This window comes from Lentzea guizhouensis, from assembly GCF_001701025.1.
In the GTDB taxonomy this organism is placed as follows: Bacteria; Actinomycetota; Actinomycetes; order Mycobacteriales; family Pseudonocardiaceae; genus Lentzea; species Lentzea guizhouensis.
This window is the reverse complement of sequence record NZ_CP016793.1, coordinates 7,023,225-7,042,550: the sequence shown is the minus strand read 5'-3', so window position 1 is coordinate 7,042,550 and position 19,326 is coordinate 7,023,225. Positions and strand designations below refer to the sequence as shown.

The 19,326-nt window shown below is 71.5% G+C and carries 16 protein-coding genes; 12 read left to right on the top strand and 4 right to left on the bottom strand.

Features of this window, described 5'->3' with window-relative positions; translation table 11 throughout:
* Window positions 1-8: 8 nt before the first annotated feature.
* Window positions 9-533 (top strand): GNAT family N-acetyltransferase, encoded by a 525-nt coding sequence (locus BBK82_RS34090; protein ID WP_065918654.1) that lies wholly within the window; start codon window positions 9-11, stop codon window positions 531-533.
* Between the two features lie 74 nt (window positions 534-607).
* On the opposite strand, the gene BBK82_RS34085 is transcribed toward BBK82_RS34090, so the two are convergent.
* Both BBK82_RS34085 and BBK82_RS34080 read right to left on the bottom strand, forming a co-directional pair.
* Entirely contained in the window at window positions 608-970 is a 363-nt protein-coding gene (locus tag BBK82_RS34085; RefSeq protein ID WP_065918653.1) for a hypothetical protein, read from the bottom strand.
* A gap of 66 nt (window positions 971-1,036) precedes the next feature.
* Entirely contained in the window at window positions 1,037-1,417 is a 381-nt protein-coding gene (locus tag BBK82_RS34080; RefSeq protein WP_154697654.1) for a hypothetical protein, read from the bottom strand.
* Window positions 1,418-1,584: 167 nt separating this feature from the next.
* Here BBK82_RS34080 and BBK82_RS34075 point away from each other — a divergent pair, with 167 nt between their 5' ends.
* The 5 genes from BBK82_RS34075 (at window position 1,585) to BBK82_RS53050 (ending at window position 10,501) form a co-directional block, all read left to right on the top strand.
* Window positions 1,585-4,443: an AfsR/SARP family transcriptional regulator gene (locus BBK82_RS34075; RefSeq protein WP_335617998.1), complete on the top strand. Its 2,859-nt coding sequence runs from the start codon at window positions 1,585-1,587 to the stop codon at window positions 4,441-4,443.
* 96 nt (window positions 4,444-4,539) lie between these two features.
* Entirely contained in the window at window positions 4,540-6,543 is a 2,004-nt protein-coding gene (locus BBK82_RS34070; RefSeq protein WP_237047716.1) for an ATP-dependent Clp protease ATP-binding subunit, read from the top strand.
* 33 nt (window positions 6,544-6,576) lie between these two features.
* Window positions 6,577-7,566, top strand: coding sequence for a BtrH N-terminal domain-containing protein (locus tag BBK82_RS34065; RefSeq protein WP_065918650.1), 990 nt, complete (start codon window positions 6,577-6,579; stop codon window positions 7,564-7,566).
* 236 nt (window positions 7,567-7,802) lie between these two features.
* Complete coding sequence (locus BBK82_RS34060) at window positions 7,803-9,146, top strand: glycoside hydrolase family 10 protein (RefSeq protein ID WP_065918649.1); 1,344 nt, start codon at window positions 7,803-7,805, stop codon at window positions 9,144-9,146.
* 107 nt (window positions 9,147-9,253) lie between these two features.
* On the top strand, window positions 9,254-10,501 hold the full coding sequence (locus tag BBK82_RS53050; protein WP_218920418.1) for a cellulose-binding domain-containing protein: 1,248 nt from the start codon (window positions 9,254-9,256) through the stop codon (window positions 10,499-10,501).
* A gap of 57 nt (window positions 10,502-10,558) precedes the next feature.
* Here the strand turns inward: BBK82_RS53050 and BBK82_RS34050 are convergent, their stop codons facing one another.
* Window positions 10,559-11,011, bottom strand: coding sequence for a hypothetical protein (locus BBK82_RS34050; RefSeq protein WP_065918647.1), 453 nt, complete (start codon window positions 11,009-11,011; stop codon window positions 10,559-10,561).
* A gap of 235 nt (window positions 11,012-11,246) precedes the next feature.
* Here BBK82_RS34050 and BBK82_RS34045 point away from each other — a divergent pair, with 235 nt between their 5' ends.
* The 6 genes from BBK82_RS34045 to BBK82_RS34035 all read left to right on the top strand — a co-directional run bounded on the left by BBK82_RS34045 (window position 11,247) and on the right by BBK82_RS34035 (window position 17,924).
* Window positions 11,247-14,366 (top strand): S8 family serine peptidase, encoded by a 3,120-nt coding sequence (locus BBK82_RS34045; protein ID WP_065918646.1) that lies wholly within the window; start codon window positions 11,247-11,249, stop codon window positions 14,364-14,366.
* A gap of 81 nt (window positions 14,367-14,447) precedes the next feature.
* On the top strand, window positions 14,448-15,173 hold the full coding sequence (locus BBK82_RS53045) for an AAA family ATPase (protein WP_218920417.1): 726 nt from the start codon (window positions 14,448-14,450) through the stop codon (window positions 15,171-15,173).
* A 260-nt stretch (window positions 15,174-15,433) separates the two neighbouring features.
* Window positions 15,434-15,619, top strand: coding sequence for a hypothetical protein (locus BBK82_RS53040; protein ID WP_218920416.1), 186 nt, complete (start codon window positions 15,434-15,436; stop codon window positions 15,617-15,619).
* 2 nt (window positions 15,620-15,621) lie between these two features.
* On the top strand, window positions 15,622-15,948 hold the full coding sequence (locus tag BBK82_RS53035) for a hypothetical protein (protein WP_218920415.1): 327 nt from the start codon (window positions 15,622-15,624) through the stop codon (window positions 15,946-15,948).
* Window positions 15,881-17,083 (top strand): helix-turn-helix transcriptional regulator, encoded by a 1,203-nt coding sequence (locus BBK82_RS50850; protein ID WP_154697653.1) that lies wholly within the window; start codon window positions 15,881-15,883, stop codon window positions 17,081-17,083. The genes BBK82_RS53035 and BBK82_RS50850 overlap by 68 nt, the downstream gene beginning before the upstream one ends.
* 91 nt (window positions 17,084-17,174) lie before the next feature.
* Complete coding sequence (locus tag BBK82_RS34035; protein WP_065918645.1) at window positions 17,175-17,924, top strand: SDR family NAD(P)-dependent oxidoreductase; 750 nt, start codon at window positions 17,175-17,177, stop codon at window positions 17,922-17,924.
* Window positions 17,925-17,969: 45 nt separating this feature from the next.
* Here the strand turns inward: BBK82_RS34035 and BBK82_RS34030 are convergent, their stop codons facing one another.
* The gene (locus BBK82_RS34030; RefSeq protein ID WP_065918644.1) at window positions 17,970-19,046 is read right to left on the bottom strand and encodes a BtrH N-terminal domain-containing protein; all 1,077 of its coding nucleotides are present in this window, start codon (window positions 19,044-19,046) and stop codon (window positions 17,970-17,972) included.
* Between the last annotated feature and the right edge of the window lie 280 nt (window positions 19,047-19,326).

Here is a 19,326-nt window from a genome sequence, read left to right as displayed (position 1 = left end):
CTGTCGTCGTGATCCTCACCAGCGCCCGCCTCACCCTCCGACCGTTCCGCGCCGGCGACGCCCAGGCCTTCGCCGCCTACCGGTCGGACCCGGAGGTCGCGCGGTACCAGGGGTGGGACACGCCGTACCCGGTGGAGGCCGCCGAACGGATGATCGCGGAGATGACGGACCCGGCCGCACCGGGCTGGTTCCAGTACGCGGTCGACCTCGACGGTGCCTTGATCGGCGACATCGGCGTCAACACGCACGAGAACCTGATGCAGGCGGACATCGGGTACACGCTCGCTCCCGCGCACCAGGGTCGGGGTCTTGCCTTCGAGGCGGTGGGGCGGGTGGTGCGGCACCTGTTCGAGGACCGGGGCCTGCGGCGGGTGTCCGCTGAGTGCGACGCGCGGAACGAGCGCTCAGTGAAGTTGTTGAAGCGGCTCGGTTTCCGGCAGGAGGGGCATCGCGTCGAGAACACGTGGATCAAGGGTGAGTGGACCGATGACCTGTTGTTCGGACTGCTGGCCAAGGACTTCCACGCGTTCTGACCTGACGAACGCCGTGGGGTGGAACGGGATCGTCCCGTCCGGCACCAGCCGGACGGGACGACCGCTCGCCGCACTCACAACCTGACGCAACTCATGCCGTGCGAGTGCCACCGGCCGCTGTGGTAGGTCCAAGGCTCGGCACACACCTGTCCTCGGCCGGGCCGGGTGTAGTGCTGGGTCTCCTCTCCCGCCCGCCACCGCTTGACGGGCGTCGTGACGTTCAGGTTCGGCCCGGTCAGCCGGAAGTAGCCCAGGGCGATGTCCTGGGTGAACCAGGCCCACGTCGTGTAGTCCGTGCCGGTGCGCTCGATCTCGAGGCAGTGCGTGGTGGTGCACCCGGCCGAGGCCGCATCCGGTTCGACCGGCCCGGTGGCGGGGAGCGGCGCCGACAACGTCGCGAGCAGAGCGGCGCTCGTCACCGCTGCGGTGATGGACATGGTGTCCTCCTGTCCTCTCGTGGGCGTGGCGTGGACCGACGGGATGAGCGCCGGATCCTCACCCGCTCACATCGTCACGCAGGGCAGGCCGATCGAGTGCCACCGGCCGCTGTGGTAGGACCAGCCCTCGGCGCACACCTTGCCGCTGCCGCTGCCCGGGTAGCGCCGGGTGTCGATGCGGGCCTTCCACGGCCCGTCGGGCGAGCTGGCCCTCAGGCCCGGCCCCCGGAAGTCGATGTGGCCCCTGGCCACGTCCACCGTAAACTCCGCCCACGCCTGGTAGCCCGAGCCGGTGTAGACGGTGTAGAGGCACACCTGGTGGTTGCAGCCCGACGCGGTGATGCCCACCTCGGGCCGGGCCTGAGCTTGGGCCGGCGTCGCGGCCAGTGGTGCCGCCAGGACGGCGGCCGCCACCGCGAGTCCTGTCATCGCTGCTTTGGCAGACATGAGTTCCCCTCTCGGATCTGTCCCGTGGCGACCGGACCAGTGCCGGCCGCCTGCGATGACAACCGTGCGCGACCGAACGTGTGAATCCGCCTCGAAATCCCACAGTCGCTGGTCCGCACTGGTACCCACGCGGATGGGGGCTTGTCGCGGCTGGGGGGTGCGGCGAAGTGGTGGAGGTCAGGCTGCTGGGGGAAGTGGCCGTGCTCGTGGACGGCCGCGGGATCGATCTGGGTCCGGCACGGCAGCGATGTGTGCTGGCCGCGGTGGCGGTGGACGTCGGCCGGGTCGTCTCGGTGGACGTCCTGGCCCAACGGGTGTGGGGTGCCCACCCGCCGCAACGGGCTCGGGCGACGCTGGTGAACTACCTGTCCCGTCTCCGCCAGGTGCTGGCCGCGGTGGATGCGGCACACCTCGTTCGCGGGGCGGGCGGCTACACGCTGAAGGCCGGGCGGTCGGTGGTGGACCTCCACCTGTTCCACGACCTCTGCGCGCGTGCCCGAGCCTGCACCGGCGACGACCGGCAGGTCGTGGCGTTGCTGGAGGAAGCGCTGAGTCTGTGGCGTGGGGAGGCGTTGACCGGACTCGACGGCGAGTGGTCCGCGACCGAACGCCACCGGCTCCACCAGAAGCGGCTGAACGCCGAGCACGACCTCGCCGACGCCCTGTTGCGGCTGGGACACGGCGAGGACCTGGTGTCCGGGTTGTCCGCGCGCGCCGCCGACAACCCGTTGGACGAGCGGATCGCCGGTCAGTACATGGTCGCCCTGTACCGCGCCGGCCGGGCGGCCGATGCGTTGGAGCACTACCGGCGGCTGCGGGAGCAGCTGGTCGAGGACCTGGGCACCGATCCCGGCGCGCCGATGCGGGACCTGCACCGGCGGATCCTGGCCGCCGACCCGGCCCTGTCCACGACGACGGCACAGGTGGGCGAACCACCGGTGGTGCCCCTGCAGCTACCTGCCGTGCCGGGGCTGTTCACCGGGCGCGTGAGCGCACTGACCGAACTGGACCGTGCTCTCGTCACCGGGACCGGCGGTTCTCCGGCCGAAGCCGGACGGGGCGCGACAGCGGTGGTCGCCACGATCGGTGGCACCGGCGGGATCGGCAAGACCTGGCTCGCCCTGAACTGGGCCCACCGCAACCTGCACCGCTTCCCCGACGGGCAGCTCTGGGTGGATCTGCGCGGCTTCAGCCCCGGTGAGCCCAAGCAGGCGGCCGACGTGCTGGCCGAGTTCCTCGCCGCCCTCGGTGTCGACCGCGACCGCCAGCCCCAGGACCTCGACGCCCGCGCCGCGCTCTACCGCACCCACACCACCGGCAAGCGGATGCTGGTCCTGCTGGACAACGCCGCCACCCCCGAACAGGTCGTCCCCCTGTTGCCCGGCGGTGACTCGTGCACCGTCCTGGTCACCAGCCGCCACCGGCTCCCCGCTCTGCTGGCCCGCCACGGCGCCCACCCCGTCCACCTCGACGTGTTCACGAGCACCGAAGCCCGCACCCTGCTGGACGGCGCGCTCGGCGGCGCTCCCGCCGTCGTGGCGGAGCGCGTGGTCACCGAGCTGACGGGCCTGTGCGGCGGACTGCCACTCGCGCTCGGCCTGGTCGCCGCCCGCATCCGCAGCAACTCCGGCCTCGCCGGCGACATCGTCGACGACCTGCGCGAACTGGGTCTGGACGCCCTGGACTCCGACGCCCCCGACGCCAGCCTGCCCACCATCCTGTCGTACTCCCTGCGCCGGCTCACCGAGGCGCGGCGCACGGTGTTCGGGCTGCTCGGCATCGCCCCTGGCCCCGACACCACCCTGCCCGCCGTCGCCGCTCTCACCGGCCTGTCCCCGACCGGCGCACGCAAAGCGTTGTCGGCGTTGGAAGAAGCATCTCTGCTCGAACGACGACCGCACGGCCGATACGCGATGCACGACCTGGTCCGCGCCTACGCCGCCGACACCGCCCGCCGGTTGCCCGACGAGGTGCGGGAGAGGGCGCTGAGGCGAGTGGTCGACTTCTACCTGCACACCGCCTACACCGGCGAACGAGTTCTCGATCCGCACCGTCCAGCCGTCCACCTGCACACGCCCGCGACCGGTTCCCGGCCCCTCGCGCTCGCCGACACCCGAGCGGCCTTCGACTGGTTCGACACCGAACACCCGAACCTGCTGGCAGCCCAGCACACCGCCGTCACCCGCCGGTGGCACCCGATCGTGTGGCAGATGGCCTGGGCCTTGTTCACGTACCAGAACCGGCGAGGACACCACCGCGACCGGCTCACCGCGACGCGGGCCGCACTGGCGGCCAGCCGCCACCTCGACGTGCCGGCCGTCGACATCCTCACCCGTCGGCTGATGGCCATGGCCTATGTCAACGTCGGGCGGTTCGAGGAGGCGGTCGAGCACCTGAACCAGTCACTCGTCCTGGCAGAACACCACAACGACCTCCTCAACCGGGGCCGGAACCACCGGGCGCTCGCGTGGACGTGGAGGCATGCGGGCGACAACCACAAGGCGTTGCACCACGCCACCCTGGCCTTGGACGTCCACCGCTTGCTCGGCGACCCCGTGGAGGCGGCGTTGTCACGGTGCCTCACCGCTTGCTATGCCGCTTTCACCAGCGACTACGACCGCGCGTCCGAAGACTGCGAGATCGGGCTCCAGCAGTGCCGCGAGCACGGCATCCGCGAAGGTGAGGCCGCGATCCTCAGCACCATGGGCTACATCGGTCATCACACCGGCGATCACCACCAGGCGGTCCGCGACTACGAGGCGGCCATCGCACTGCACCGCGACATGGGCGACACGTACCACGTGGCCGAGAACCTGGCCCTGGTGGGCGATGCACATGCCGCCCTCGGTCACCACGGCCGCGCTCGTGCCGCGTGGCGGGAAGCTCTGCGGATGTACCGGGAACAAGGCCGCGGCGACGAGGCCGCCCGTGTGCAACGACAACTCGACGATCTCCCCGGCCACGACCAGCTCGCCCGCACCCCCTCAGCCCACCGGCCTGCCCGCCAACCGGGTGCCCGCGCCTGAGCAACCGGCTGAACTCCCCCACCAGCCTGTGCCCAGCCCCGCCGAGGGGGAGGATCAACACGTAAGCCCCGGAACCCCCGCCAGGAGGTGGCACGCGTGAACGACGACTGGGTGTTCGGCTTCGGGTCCAACTCGTTCGAGGACCTGGTCGGCAAGCTGTTCGGCGGGCTCGGCCAGCCGCGGTCCGCCACCCGCAGGACCGACCACTTCGGGCGCGACCTCACCGCCGCGGCGAAGGAGGGCTTGCTCGACCCGGTCGTCGGGCGTGAGGACGTCATCGACGAGGTGCTGGAGGTGCTGTCGCGGCGCACGAAGAACAACCCCGTGCTCATCGGTGATCCCGGGGTGGGCAAGACCGCGATCGTCGAGGGCATCGCGGCGCGGATCGCGAGCGGGGACGTGCCGGCCACGTTGAGCGGCCGGCGGGTGGTGTCGCTGGACCTCGCGGGCATGGTGGCCGGGGCGAAGTACCGGGGTGAGTTCGAGGAGCGGCTGGAAGGCGTGCTCGACGAGGTGGCCGCGTCGAACCGGATGGTGGTGCTGTTCATCGACGAGCTGCACACCGTGGTGGGGGCGGGCAGTGCCGAGGGGGCGCCGATGGATGCGGCGAACATGCTGAAGCCGGTGCTCACCAGCGGGAAGATCCAGGTCATCGGGGCCACCACGGTCGAGGAGTACCGGCGCCACATCGGCAAGGACGCGGCGTTGGAGCGGCGGTTCCAGCCGATCCTGGTGGGTGAGCCGTCGGCGGAGGAGGCGGTCGCGATCCTGCACGGGTTGCGCCGCCGGTACGAGCTGCACCACGGGGTGCGGATCTCCGATGACGCCATCACCGCGGCGGTGGAGCTGTCGGCGCGGTACGTGACCGACCGGTTCCTGCCGGACAAGGCCGTCGACCTGGTGGACCGGGCCGGCGCGCGGGTGCGGTTGCGGGAGAAGGCGCCGATGCCGCAGGATCCGGTGCGGCTCGAGCAACGCGTCAAACGGCTGGAACGGGAACGGGCGGCCGCACCGGCCGAGGACGCGCTGACCATCGACGACGAGCTCGACCGGGCCGTCGCGGAGCTCGACGCGGCGCTCGTGGCGCTCGCCAACGCACCGGAGGTCGGGGCCGACGACGTCGCTGAGGTGGTGTCGCGCAGCACCGGCATCCCGGTCGCGCAGCTCACCGAGGCTGAACGGCACCGGTTGCTGCACCTGGAGGAACACCTGCACCAGCGGATCGTCGGGCAGGAGGAGGCGGTGGAGGCCGTCGCGGACGCGGTGCGGCAGGGGCGCGCCGGGTTGAAGCACCCGCACCGGCCCGTCGGGTCGTTCCTGTTCCTCGGGCCGACCGGGGTCGGCAAGACGGAGGTCGCGCGGGCGCTGGCCGAGGCGCTGTTCGGTGCGCAGGACCGGCTGATCCGGTTCGACATGAGCGAGTACTCGCAGCAGCACACCGTCTCGCGGCTGATCGGCGCGTCGCCGGGGTACGCGGGCTACGGCGAGGCCGGCCAGCTCACCGGCGCGGTCCGCCGCGTGCCGTACTCGGTGCTGCTGCTCGACGAGATCGAGAAGGCGCACGGCGACGTCTTCAACACCCTGCTGCAGGTGCTGGACGCGGGCAGGCTCACCGACGGCCAGGGGCGCACCGCTGACTTCGCCAACACCGTCATCATCATGACCAGCAACATCGGCGCCGACCAGCTGCTGGCCGCGGCCGCCTCCGGGGTCGAGGTCGAGGAGCTGCGCGGACCGCTGATGGCCACGGTCGGCCGGACCTTCCGGCCGGAGTTCCTCAACCGGCTCGACGAGATCATCCTGTTCCGCGGCCTGGACGCCCGGCAGCTGCGGCAGATCACCGTGCTGCTGCTCGAACGCACCCGCGAACGCCTGCGGGAGAAGGATATCACGCTGGAGGTGACCGACGAGGCCGTCGACTGGCTCGCGGCACGCGGGTACGCCCCCGAGTACGGCGCCCGGCCGTTGCGGCGCACCATCGCCAGGGAGCTCGACCGGCGCCTGTCCCGCGCGCTGCTCGCGGGTGAGCTCCAAAGCGGGCAGCACGCCGTCGTCTCGGTCACCGACGCCGGTCTGACCCTGTCGGTCACCGGCGGTTGACCCTCACACGGGGAGAGGGTCGAGGCTGCACCGATGCTCATCGAGAACGTCGAGTTCCCCGGCGGCGTGCACTGCGAGACCACCACCCTCGGTGCCCTGTTGCGCCACAACGGCATCGAGCTGTCCGAACCGGTGTTGTTCGGTCTCGGCGAGGGGCTGGGCTTCGTCTACTGGGACAGCAGGAGGATGGACTTCCCGTTCCTCGGCGGCCGCGTCAAACCCGGCGCCCTCACCAGGACCGCGACCGGACGGCTGGGCCTCGCCCTGCACGCCGAGGAGACCACCTCACCTCGCAAGGCCTGGCGGAACGTCACGGACGCACTCGCCGCCGGGCACCCGGTCGGCCTGCAGCTGGACTCCTACCACCTCGACCACTTCACCACGAAGGTCCACTTCGGAGGCCATTTCGTCGCGATGTACGGCTACGACGACACGCACGCCTACCTGGTCGACACCGCCCAGCAGGGCGGAGCCGTCCGCACCACCCTGCAGAGCCTGCACCAGGCCCGCGCCGAACGCGGCCCGATGACCGCCCGCAACCTCTCCTTCACGATCACCGGCTCCACCGGCCCGCGGAACCTCGGCGACGCCATCAGGAACGCGATCTCCGCCAACGCGACCACGTTCCTGAACCCGCCGATCGCCAACCTGGGCCACCGCGGCATCGCCAAGGCGGCCAGGCAGGTCACCGGGTGGCTCGACCGGTCGGCCGACCCGTCCCGCGACCTGCCGCTGGCCGCGACGCTGATGGAACGCGGCGGCACCGGCGGTTCCCTGTTCCGCGTCCTGTACCGCGACTTCCTCGCCGAGGCCGCCGCCGTCCTCGACGACGAGAACCTCCACCACGGCCACCGGCTCTACGCCGAGATCGCCCCGCTCTGGACCGAGGTCGCACACCACGTCGCAGCCGCGGGAGAGACCGGCGACCCGGACCACCTCACCCGCGCCTCCGCACTTCTCCTCGCACTCGCGGAGAAGGAACGCAACGCCGCGCGGTTCCTCAGCTCAATGTTTCGAAAATAAGTTTCGAAACATTCCCCGAACAGAGCAGCTCAACCGGGCGTTCGACGCGCGTTCGACACAGGATTCACCATCCTGAAACGAAACCTTGATCGGCGGAATGATTTCGGTCAATACTGCGAGGAGTTCGGATTCGGGTGCTGCGGATTTGGCGCAATCCACGTCACCCGAACCGGGCAGAACAACTCGAACCCATTCCACCCGCCCCTGCGCGGGTGCTCTTCAGAAAGCGCCGAAACATGACGCTGACAGCGAAGTCAGTCGCACGGGCTGCACTGGCGTCCGCCCTGGTCGCCGCCACCGCGGGTGCCGTGGTCCTCGCGGCATCACCCGCCAGTGGAGCGGCCTCCACCCTCGCCGCGGCCGCCCAGCAGAGCGGCCGGTACTTCGGTACCGCGGTGGCCGCGAACAAGCTCGGCGACTCGACCTACGTCGGAATCCTGAACCGGGAGTTCGACATGGTCACGGCCGAGAACGAGATGAAGATGGACGCGACCGAGCCGAACCAGAACCAGTTCAGCTACGGCAACGCCGACCGGATCGTGAACCACGCGCGCAACCAGGGCAAGCGGGTGCGCGGACACGCCCTCGCCTGGCACATGCAGCAACCCGGCTGGATGCAGAACATGTCCGGCACGGCGCTGCGCAACGCGATGCTCAACCACGTCACCCAGGTCGCCACCTACTACCGCGGCAAGATCCACTCCTGGGACGTCGTGAACGAGGCGTTCGCCGACGGCAGCGGCGGCGGCCGGCGTGACTCCAACCTGCAGCGCACCGGCAACGACTGGATCGAGGCCGCGTTCCGCGCGGCGCGGGCGGCGGATCCGGGCGCGAAGCTCTGCTACAACGACTACAACACCGACAACTGGTCGCACGCCAAGACCCAGGGCGTCTACCGGATGGTGCAGGACTTCAAGTCCCGCGGCGTGCCGATCGACTGCGTCGGCTTCCAGGCGCACTTCAACAGCGGCAACCCGGTGCCGTCCAACTACCACACCACTCTGCAGAACTTCGCCAACCTCGGCGTGGACGTGCAGATCACCGAGCTCGACATCGAGGGCTCCGGCAGCACCCAGGCCCAGCAGTACCAGGGCGTCACGCAGGCCTGCCTGGCCGTGTCGCGCTGCACCGGCATCACGGTGTGGGGCATCCGGGACACCGACTCGTGGCGCGCGTCCGGCACCCCGTTGCTGTTCGACGGCAGCGGCAACAAGAAGGCCGCGTACACCTCGGTCCTCAACGCCCTGAACAGCGGCACCGGCACCACCACGCCGCCGACCTCCACGACGACGACCACGTCCAACCCCGGCGGCGGGGGCTGCACGGCGACGTACGCGGACGGCCAGAGCTGGCCTGACCGCTTCAACGGCCAGGTGACGGTGTCCGGCACGGACAACTGGATCGTCACGGTCACGGTGAGCTCGCCCCAGCGGGTCATCGCGACCTGGAACACCAGCGCCACGTGGGACAGCGCGAACGTGATGACGGCACGCCCCAACGGCAACGGCAACACGTTCGGCTTCACGATCATGCACGGCGGCAACCAGAACAGGCCCAGCGTCTCCTGCCGGGTCGCCTGATCGGACGGCGTGAGGGCCCCTGCGCGGGGTCGGATTCCAGGGGCCCTCACGCCTCTCCCACACCGTCGAACCGTGTCCAGCCCTGTGTCGAGCCGAGGAGCAGACCCTTGTCCGCTGACGGTTTCCGCGTGTCCCGGCTCGGAGCGCTGCTGGCCACCACCGCGCTCGTCGCGTCGGCCGCCCTGATCGGCTCGCAGTCCGCGTCGGCCGCGCCCGCGTGCCGGGTCGACTACACGATCGGCTCGCAGTGGCCGGGCGGCTTCACCGCCGCCGCGGTCGTGACGAACCTCGGCGACCCGGTGAACGGCTGGCACCTGTCGTGGACGTTCCCCGGCGACGAGCGGGTCACGCAGTCGTGGAACGGATCGCACACCCAGTCCGGCGCCCGGGTCACCGCCGTCAACGCGACGTGGAACGGCGCCATCGCAACCGGCGCGAGCGTGTCGTTCGGCTTCAACGCCTCGTCCGGCTCGCGCTCGACTCCGCCGACGGCGTTCTCGCTCAACGGAACCGCGTGCACCGGCGCGCCCGCGACCACCACCACCACCACCACCACCACCACGACGCCGGCCCCTGGCCGTCCCATGATCGAGAACAACCACCCGGTGACGAGGGAAGGCGCGTACGGCGACAACCGCTTCACCGTGTTCCGGCCGTCGTCCCCGCAGTCGATCGACCGCCCGCTGCCGGTGCTGGCGTTCGGCAACGGCGCCTGCGCCCACACGAACAACAGCGAGGTCACCAGGATCCTCACGTTCGTCGCCTCGAAGGGCTTCGTCGTCGTGAACACGGGCTCGGCCGACGGGTCTCCCAACGGCGTCCCGAGCGGCTCCCCCATCCCGTCACTGCTGACCGACGCGATCACGTGGGCCGAGCGCGAGCACACCCGCTCCGGCGCCGCCCTGCACCAGCGCCTCGACCTGACCAGGGTCGCCACCGCCGGCCACTCGTGCGGTGGCCTCGAAGCCCTCGTCGCCGCCCAGGACCGCCGCGTCTCCGCCGCCGCCTCCCTCAACAGCGGCTTCTTCGCCGACGGCGCGTTCGGCTACCCGCGCTCGGAGCTCGGCAAGCTGCACACCCCGGCCCTGTTCATGGACGGCGGTTCCAGCGACGTCGCCTACGCCAACAACCAGGCCAACCACGACCTGGCGACCGTTCCGTCGGTGCTGGCCCGCCACCCGCAGGCCGGGCACGTCGGGTTCATCACCGGCAGTCAGCTGGTCGACGGGATGACCACGGTCGTGCAGTTCCTGGACATGGTGCTCAACGACAACCAGACGGCACGCGAGTACGTCCTGAGCCCGTCGGGGTTGGCTTCGAAACCGCCTTGGGTCACGGCGAACAAGAACTTCTGACCGGCGCGCCGACCCACGACGGTCCCCGTGCGGCGGCACGGGGACCGTCGTCTCCGGTCACGCGTGCGGGTTGCGCCCGGAGAGCCCGCCGACCTTGCACGGGCCGTTCACCGCGTCCCGGCAGACCACGACCCCCATGTAGGTGATCGAGTCGCCGCTGATCGACCACGTCAGGTTGTTGTAGGAGGAATAGTCCTCCTTGTCGCACCCCGAGTGGTCGTAGCGGCGCGTCGGCGTCGAGTCCGGGACCAGCGCGCCGTTGTAGAACAGGAAGTACGCGTAGACCGGCTTCGCGTCGCAGCCCCAGTCCGACACGAGCAGGTCGATGTTGCCGACCGAGCTGCGCCCGGTCCAGTCGAACGTCGCCCCCGCGTACCCGTAGTCCTGGCCCGAGTAGATGAACTCCTGGTCAGCGGCACCGGCCGCGGGCGTGGTCGCGACGACGACCGACAGCGCCACCGCGGTGGCGGCCACGACCCGGTTGACGGTCCTGTTGAAGCTCCTCGGCACCCCAGCACTCCCCTTTTTGCCTGCACAGCCCGGAAAGCACGGAAGCTAACAGCGAGTCCGGCGGGCGAAGAAGCCTTTGCGCCGAGCCGCAACACCTGCTCCATCCGACCGAATCCGTGTGCCGGACCGTGATCCGGTCCCGCTTTCGCGCCCGTGCAGCGCACGAACCCGCTCATGACGTGGTCTTGCCCAGAGGGAGGACTTCGGTCACCTGACACAGAACTGGGGGTTCGCGTTGAAACGCAGGCACAGCGCTGCCGGGATCGCGGCCGCGGTGGTGTTCGCCACCGCGGCCGTGCCCGTCCCGGCAGCCATCGGGAAGCCGGCCGAGCGCCCGCACTCCGGGCTCACGACCACGGTCACGCTCGTCACCGGCGACCGGATCGAGGTCGTGGACGGCCAGGTCCGGCCGGTGCGGGGCGAGGGCAGGGACGGCATCGGGTTCCGCACCCACACCGACGTGCGGGGCGGCCTGCACGTCGTGCCGTCCGACGCCGAGGAGCAGATCGCGGCGGGCGTGCTCGACCCGCGGTTGTTCGACGTCTCGTTGCTGGCGAGGTGGGGCTACGACGACCGCGGCCGGGACACGACGCCGCTGATCGTCCAGGGCACCGGTCTCAACGCCGTGCAGACGCCCAAGAACGGGCGGTTCTGGTCCGCGGCCAGGGCGGCCGGCACGACGAAGGTCTGGCTGGACGGCAAGGTCACGGCGTCGCTGGACCGCAGCGCCCGGCAGATCGGTGCGCCGCAGGCGTGGGAGCAGGGACTGACCGGTGGTGGCGTCACGGTCGCGGTGCTCGACACCGGGATCGACGCGACGCATCCGGACCTGGAAGGCGCCGTGGTGGAGGAGAAGAACTTCACCACCAGCCCGACCACCGACGACATGCACGGCCACGGCACGCACGTCGCCTCGACCATCACCGGTGCCGGGAAGTACCAGGGCATCGCACCCGATGCGAAGATCGTCAACGCCAAGGTGATCGGCGACAACGGTGAGGGCACCGAGTCCGGCGTCCTCGCCGGCATGGAGTGGGCCGCCGCCAGGGCCAAGATCGTCAACATGAGCCTGGGCGACCAGTCCCAGAGCGCCGGCGACGACGTCGTGTCGGTGGCGCTCAACCGGATCTCCGCGCAGACCGGGGCGTTGTTCGTCGTCTCGGCCGGCAACACCGGTGGTCTGGTGGGGTCACCGGCGGCCGCCGACGCCGCGCTCACCGTCGGCGCGGTCGAGCGCAGCGACAAGCTCGCGCCGTTCTCCTCGCGCGGCCGCAAGGACCGCGCGCTCAAGCCGGACATCACGGCGCCGGGCGTGGACATCGCGGCGGCGAAGGCCACGAACGGCTCGATGGGCACGCCGGTCGGCGAAGGGCACGTGGCGGCGTCCGGCACCTCGATGGCGGCACCGCACGTGGCGGGCGCGGCGGCGATCATCGCCGCGCAGCACCCCACGTGGAGCGGGCAGGACGTCAAGGCGGCGCTGATGAACAGCGCGAGGCCCAACGACGTCAACGAAGCCGACGAGCAGGGCGCCGGCCGGGTCGACGTGGCCGCGGCCGTGTCCGCGCAGGTGACCACGAGCGTCGGCAGCCTCAGCCTGGGCACGGCGCTGTGGCCGCACGACGACGACCAGCCGATCACCCGCGAGGTCAGCTACCGCAACACCGGCACCGCGCCGGTGACGCTGGACCTGAAGATCGACGGGCAGCAGCAGCTGTTCACGGTGTCCCCCGCCCGGATCACCGTTCCCGCCGGCGGCACCGCCGACGCCACGCTCACCGCCGACACGCGGGTGGACGTGCCGGACGAGGTCCACACGGCGGCGCTGGTCGCGTCGAACGGGATCCGCATCCCGGTCAGGGTGGACAAGCAGGCCGAGGCCCACGACGTGAAGCTCACGTTCATCGGTCACGACGGCGAGCCGGTCCGGTTCAGCCCCTACCGGTTCACCGACCTGGCCAGGCCGCTCGAGTACAGCGCCTTCGACCCCGGCGGCTCGGACCCGTCCGGCACCGTCACCCGCCGCCTGCCGAAGGGCACCTACACCTTCAGCGCCGGACCGGTCACCACCACCGGTGGCACGACCAGGCAGACGGTCGTGATCGAGCCCCGCTTCGAGGTCACCGGGCCTGCCGAGGTCGTGGTGGACGCGCGCGCCGGCAAGCCCGCCGGCATCGACGTGGAACGGCCCGACGCCGCGGACGTCGAGTGGTCGGTCGGGTCGGCCTCGAAGACCGCGTGGGGGTCGACCAACATGCACTACGTCGCGCCGAGGAACAGCACGGTGCTCGTGCAGCCGTCGAAGTCGTCCTCACCGGACTTCGAGTGGACCGTCCAGGCGGTGAAGGCGCGCCCGGACGGCAACGGCCGCTTCCTCGGCAGCCCCTACCAGTACCGGGTGGCGGTCACCGAACGCGGCCGGGTGCCGGAGGACGTGCGGCGCACGGTGCTCGACCGCGACCTCGCGACCGTCGACACCGTGGTGCGCGCACGGGTTCCCGGCGCGATCGCCCAGCTGGACGGTGGCGCCGCCGGTCCGACACCGCTGCGGCTGCAACGGCTCTACACGCCCGGCGTGCCGTGGGCGTCGTCGCTGACCGAGTTCCGGACGCTCGGGCAGGGCTTCGAGCGGTACAGCGTGCAGTACGCGCCCCAGCGGACGTTCCAGCGCGGCAAGGCGGTGACCGACCACCACAACACCGCGGTGTTCGGCCCGTCCCAGCCGAAGAGGTTCTTCGGCAGCAACGCCTCCCGCACGGGTGACGAGCTCCGGTTCGACGTGCCGGTGTTCACCCAGTCCGGCGGCAACATCGGCATCGGCATGCTCGGTCACGAGGGCCGGTCGACGTTGTCGCACAACGGTTCCACGCTCGCGGAGAGTTCCAGCGCCGGCTTCCTGCAGGCCGACGTGCCCGCCGCGCAGGGCGAGTTCCGGTTCCACGTCGAGACGACAACCCCCGGCTCGGTGAGCACCCGCCAGGTCCTCGACTGGACGTTCACCTCGGGGCACGTCAGCGGACCGGACCCGCAGCACGTGCCGTTGCTCGCCGTGCGGTTCGCGCCGAAGCTGGACGACGACAACCGCGCGGTAGCCGGGCGCGCACTCGTGGTGCCGGTGACGGTGGAGCGCAACGGCACCGCCGGCACGGTCACCGACGTCCGGACGCCGGAGGTCCAGGTGTCGTTCGACGAGGGCGGCACGTGGCAGCCGGCCACGCCGGTGCGCGCGGGTGACCGGTGGCTGCTGCCGGTGGTGCACCCGAAGGGCTCGAAGTCGGTGTCGTTCAAGGCGAAGACAGGCGACGGCGCCGGGTCCGTGGAGCAGACGGTCATCCGGGCGTACGACCTGAGGTGACCGCGCGAACGGCTGTCGCGGACCGGTCCGCGACAGCCGTTCGCCTTCGACGCAGCACAACGGCGGCTAGTCTCTCGTGCCATGTTGGTCGGCCGGGACGGCGAGCGGGACCACGTCGAGCGGGCACTGGGGCAGGCGTCGGCGGGACGCGGCGCGGCGCTGGTCCTGCGCGGTGAGGCGGGGATCGGCAAGTCCGCGTTGCTGGACCACGCGGTGGCCGCGGCGCAGGGCATGCGGGTGTTGCGCGGGGTCGGCATCGAGTCCGAGGCCGAGCTGGCGTTCGGTGCGCTGCACCTGCTGCTGTACCCGTACCTGGACCGGCTCGACCTGCTGCCCGGCCCGCAGGCGGCGGCGCTGCGGGGTGCGTTCGGGCTGAGCGACGACTCGGCCACGCCGTTCCTGATCGGGGCGGCGACGCTGACGTTGCTCGCCGAGCTGGCAGCCGAGCAGCCGGTGCTGTGCGTGGTGGACGACGCGCAGTGGCTGGACCGCGGGTCGTCGGACACGTTGTTGTTCGCGGCGCGCAGGTTCCAGGCGGACCCGGTGGTGATGCTGTTCGCGGTGCGCGACACGGCGGTGCCGTTCGCGACGCCCGGTGTCGAGGAGCTGCGGCTGGCCGGTCTGTCGCCGGACGCGGCGGGCGGGTTGCTCGACCGGCACAGTCCGGGGCTGACCGCGCCGATGCGGGCGCGGGTGCTGGAGGAGGCGAGCGGGAACCCGTTGGCGCTGCTCGAACTGGGGCGGCGCGGCTCGCGGCGCAGCGGACGGCGGCGGAGCCGGCGCACCAGGTCGGGCCGCTGCCGGTGACGCGGCGGTGCAGGACAAGTTCCGCGAGCAGATCGTCGGCCTGCCGCCGGCGTGCCAGTCGGTGCTGCTGGTCGCGGCGGCCGACCGGTTCGCCGGGATGGACACGGTGCTGCGGGTCGCGCGGCGGTCGGGCGGACACCTCCGACCTGGAGGCGGCCGAGCACGCGGGCTGATCAGCGTGGCGGACTCCGAGCTGGCGTTCCGGCACCCGCTCGTGCGCCGCCGCCTACCAGTGCGCCACCCACCACCAGCGGGTCGCGGTGCACCGGGCGTTCGCCGACGCGCTCACCACGCCGGACGTGCTGGACCGCAGGGCCTGGCACCTCGCGGCCGCCACCACGGAACCGGACGAGGCGGTGGCGGCCGAGCTGGAACGCACGGCGTTGCGCGCGGAACGCCGTGGTGGCGCCATGGCCGTGTCCGCGCGTACGACCGCGGGCGGCTGAGCGTGGACCCCGCGCTCAAGGCCCGGCGCATCGCCAAGGCCGCGTTGGCCGCCTACGACGCCGGCAAACCCGACCGGGCGGCGCGGCTGGCCGTGGAGGTCACGTCGCTGACCACCGACCCGGCTCTGGTCGCCGACGCGACGTTGCTGCGCGGCCAGATCGAGTACGAGCGGACGTCGCGCGCGGGCACTCGCGGCGACATGGCGAGCGCGGAGCCGGGACGCGGGTGCGCTGGACCTGGTCGCCGAGGGCGGGCGGCTGATGGGCGAGCTGCGGCTGACGGACTTCGCGCTGCGGGCGTCCGCGCAGGCGCAGATCAGCTGGGGTGACGTGCTCGCCGGCCGGCCGGAGCACGCGGCAGGCCCGCTGCGCGACGCGCTCAAGGCCGGCCGAGAGCCGGGCGGGGACTTCGTCCACCGGGTCGTGGCCGGGTTCAGCGGGCTGATGCTCGCCGAGGACGCGGAGACGGTCGCGGTGCTGGAGCTGATGCTCGCGGAGGTGCGGGCGAGCGGGGCGCTGACGTGGATCCCGTACGCGCAGGAGGTCGTGGCGCTGGCCCAGGCGTTCCGCGGTGACTTCCTGACGGCGCAGACCTGCCTGGCCGAGGCGGTGGCGCTGAGCTCCGAGTTCGGGATGGACGTGGAGGTCGCGGTGCTGCGCGCGACGTCCGTGTGGCTCGCGGCGGTGACGGGCGACGACGAGCGGTGCCGGGCGCTGGCCGCCGAGGTGCTGCCGGTGCTGGAAGGACGGCACGCCGTCGGTGTCGCGTTGACGTCGTGGGGCCTCGGTCTGCTCGACCTCGCCGCGGGACGGTACGGCGCCGCGTTCGACGCGCTGCACGCCGTGTGCACGGGGCCGGCGAGGTACGACTTTCCCATCCGCGCCGTCGCCGACCTGGTGGAGGCCGCGGTGCGCGACGGCCGGCCGGAGCAGGTCGCCGACCAGGTCACCGGGTTCGAACGGTGGGCGGCGCACGTGGACAGTCCGGTCGCGACGGCGTTGCTGCACCGCTGCCACGCGGTGCTGCAGGACTCCGAGGAGCACTACCGGGCGGCGCTCGACCTGCACTACAGCCGGTTCGACCTGGCCAGGACCCGGCTGCTGTACGGCGAGTGGCTGCGCCGCCGCCGGCGCCGGGGCGAGGCGCGCACCGAGCTGACCGCCGCGCTGACCGGGTTCTCCCGGCTCGGCGCGGCGACGTGGGAGGCCCGCGCGACGAGCGAGCTGACCGCGTTGGGTGAACGGCCTTCGTCGCCCGTGGCCGACGACCCGTTGAAGGACCTGACCCCGCAGGAGGTGCAGGTCGTCCGGCTGGCGGCGACGGGGCTGAGCAACAAGGAGATCGGCGCCCAGCTGTTCCTCAGCCCGCGCACGATCGGCCACCACCTCTACCGCGCCTACCCGAAGCTCGGGGTCACCCGGCGGATCGAACTGGCGCAGCTCGGGCTCGGACGACTTACCTGACCGGAGTGCGACCGGTCGCACGCCAGTCACGTGACCGATGTGGACCCCGGTGCCCGGCTCCTAGCCTTCTCGGCGACGAGAGGAGCAGGAGATGTTGCTGGAGAACAAGACCGCGGTGATCTACGGGGGCGGCGGCACGGTCGGTGGCGCGATGGCCACCGCGTTCGCCGCCGAGGGCGCGCGGGTGTTCCTGGCCGGCCGGACGCCGGCGACGCTGGACGGGGTCGCCGACCGGATCCGCGCCGCGGGCGGACAGGCCGAGACGGCCGTGGTCGACGCGCTCGACGCCGCCGCGGTGAACGACCACCTCGACGCCGTGGTGGAGAAGACCGGCAGCGTGGACATCTCGGTCAACGTGATCACCCAGGCGGCGATCTTCCAGCCGCTGGCGGAGATCCCGACGGCCGACTTCGCCGCCGCCGTCACCAGGGCGCTGACGACCCAGCTGATCACCACGAAGGCCGCCGCCCGGCACATGGTGAAGCAGGAGTCCGGCCTGTTGATGTTCTTCGGCGGGTCGGACGCGGCCAACACCTACCCCGGCATGGGGAACGTGCAGATCGGCATGGACGCCGTCGAGTCGCTGCGCAAGCAGTGGGCGGTGGAACTGGCACCGCACGGCATCCGCACTGTGACGCTGCTGACCGGCGGCTTGGTCGACTCGTTCCCGGAAGGCCCGGAGATGGACGGCGCCAGGCAGAGCATCATCGACGCCTCCCCGCTCAAGCGCGCCGCGACGACGGCCGACGTGGGCGCGGTGGCCGCGTTCGTCGCCTCGGAGAAGGGCCGCAGCATCACCTCGACGCAGGTGAACGTCTCGTTCGGCGCCTGCTTCGGCTGATCTCGTGGACGGGACGGGGGTGGACACCCCGTCCCGTCTCCCCGGTCAGTCCACAACCGCCTTGAGCTTGGCGATCGCGTCGGTCTCGGCCTCGTGCAGCTCGGTGAGCTGCTTGCCCATGTCCGCGAACTCGGTCATCTCCCCGAACGCGTGCCACATCTCGCCGATCTCCCGCCACCGCGGCGCCTGCCCGGAGTGCCCGGCCTGCTCCAGGAAGTCGGCGAACAACGGCCGCAGGTTCCCGCCGGTGACCCCGAACCGCCCGTCCACCCCCTCCCGCACGCTCTGCAACGCGAGGTCGAGCCCCTGCCCGTCGGCGAACACCTTCGGCCACCCCTTGGCGGCCTTCTCGTCGGTCATCATCCGCGCCCACTTGCGCCACGCGGGCAACGAGAACGAGTCGGACTTCTGCGACAGGTGCTCGACGACGTCCCGCAACCCTTCGCGGACCGCTCGCTCGACATCGGGCTCGCGGTTCTCGTCGGTGATCACCAGCGCCTGGTTCTTCCAGCTGCCGACCCGCGCCACGGCCCGGTCCAGGTCCTCGCGGGCGACCGTCAGCGGCGTGAGGTTGCGGTCGTCCAGGTACACCTGATCGCCCGCGGTCGCGTAGACCACGACCGGGTGCCCGCCGTGCCCGTCGAGGGCCTCGGGCAGGTCCCAGTAGCCGATCTGGTAGCGGTCGGGCCACACCATGACGGCGTCACCGGTGCCGAGCCGGTCCGTCAGCCACCTCTGCGCGGCTTTGGGTGCTGATCGGTGCCACTCGGCCTTGATGCCGAGCCGGGTCAGCACCTTCTCGGTGCGGCGGGTGACGTACTGCCACGAGTTGGTGAAGCCGATCGTGACGTGCCGGCCGTTGTCGTGCTTGAACTCCCACAGGATGTAGCCCGCGCCGATCCCACCACCGATGCCGAACACGAGCGCCTCGGTCAGGTTGCCGATGTCCTTCGCGGCGAGCATCGCGGTCAGCCCGGCCGCATCGGGATCCGTGCCCCCGCGCAACGTCCACCCGCCTACCGCCGACGCACCGGTGAGGTGGCCCAGCGCGGTGGTGTAGCGCTCACCGGTCTTGGCCATGCGGGCGCGGACCTGGGCTTTGAGCTGCTTGCGTGACGTCATCACCAAACTCCTCGGCCGTCGCCACAGACACCCGAACCCCACGCACCCAGATGCCACGACAGCCTTGGTCCAGGCATGACGAAGACGACGTCCCGAGGCACGCAGGTCCCCTTTGCCTCCGCGACGCCGGGCGGCGTGGGCACCCGGTCAGGAGGTTGGGCGTGGAACTCGCCGGGGGGATCGTAACGCGGTGGGAGGCCTGGGCCCAGCAGGCACGCGGCTGGGTGGCACGGAAGGGCGGCGCGGCTGGACCGCACGGTTGGGCTGCGCGGCTGGACCG

What these genes read in the sequence shown, in the direction of transcription:
- BBK82_RS34085 (WP_065918653.1), bottom strand. Translation starts at nt 970, where the DNA reads ATGTCCATCACCGCAGCGGTGACGAGCGCCGCTCTGCTCGCGACGTTG.
- BBK82_RS34080 (WP_154697654.1), bottom strand. Translation starts at nt 1,417, where the DNA reads ATGTCTGCCAAAGCAGCGATGACAGGACTCGCGGTGGCGGCCGCCGTC.
- BBK82_RS34065 (WP_065918650.1), top strand. Translation starts at nt 6,577, where the DNA reads ATGCTCATCGAGAACGTCGAGTTCCCCGGCGGCGTGCACTGCGAGACC.
- BBK82_RS34060 (WP_065918649.1), top strand. Translation starts at nt 7,803, where the DNA reads ATGACGCTGACAGCGAAGTCAGTCGCACGGGCTGCACTGGCGTCCGCC.
- BBK82_RS53045 (WP_218920417.1), top strand. Translation starts at nt 14,448, where the DNA reads ATGTTGGTCGGCCGGGACGGCGAGCGGGACCACGTCGAGCGGGCACTG.
- BBK82_RS50850 (WP_154697653.1), top strand. Translation starts at nt 15,881, where the DNA reads ATGGGCGAGCTGCGGCTGACGGACTTCGCGCTGCGGGCGTCCGCGCAG.
- BBK82_RS34035 (WP_065918645.1), top strand. Translation starts at nt 17,175, where the DNA reads ATGTTGCTGGAGAACAAGACCGCGGTGATCTACGGGGGCGGCGGCACG.
- BBK82_RS34030 (WP_065918644.1), bottom strand. Translation starts at nt 19,046, where the DNA reads ATGACGTCACGCAAGCAGCTCAAAGCCCAGGTCCGCGCCCGCATGGCC.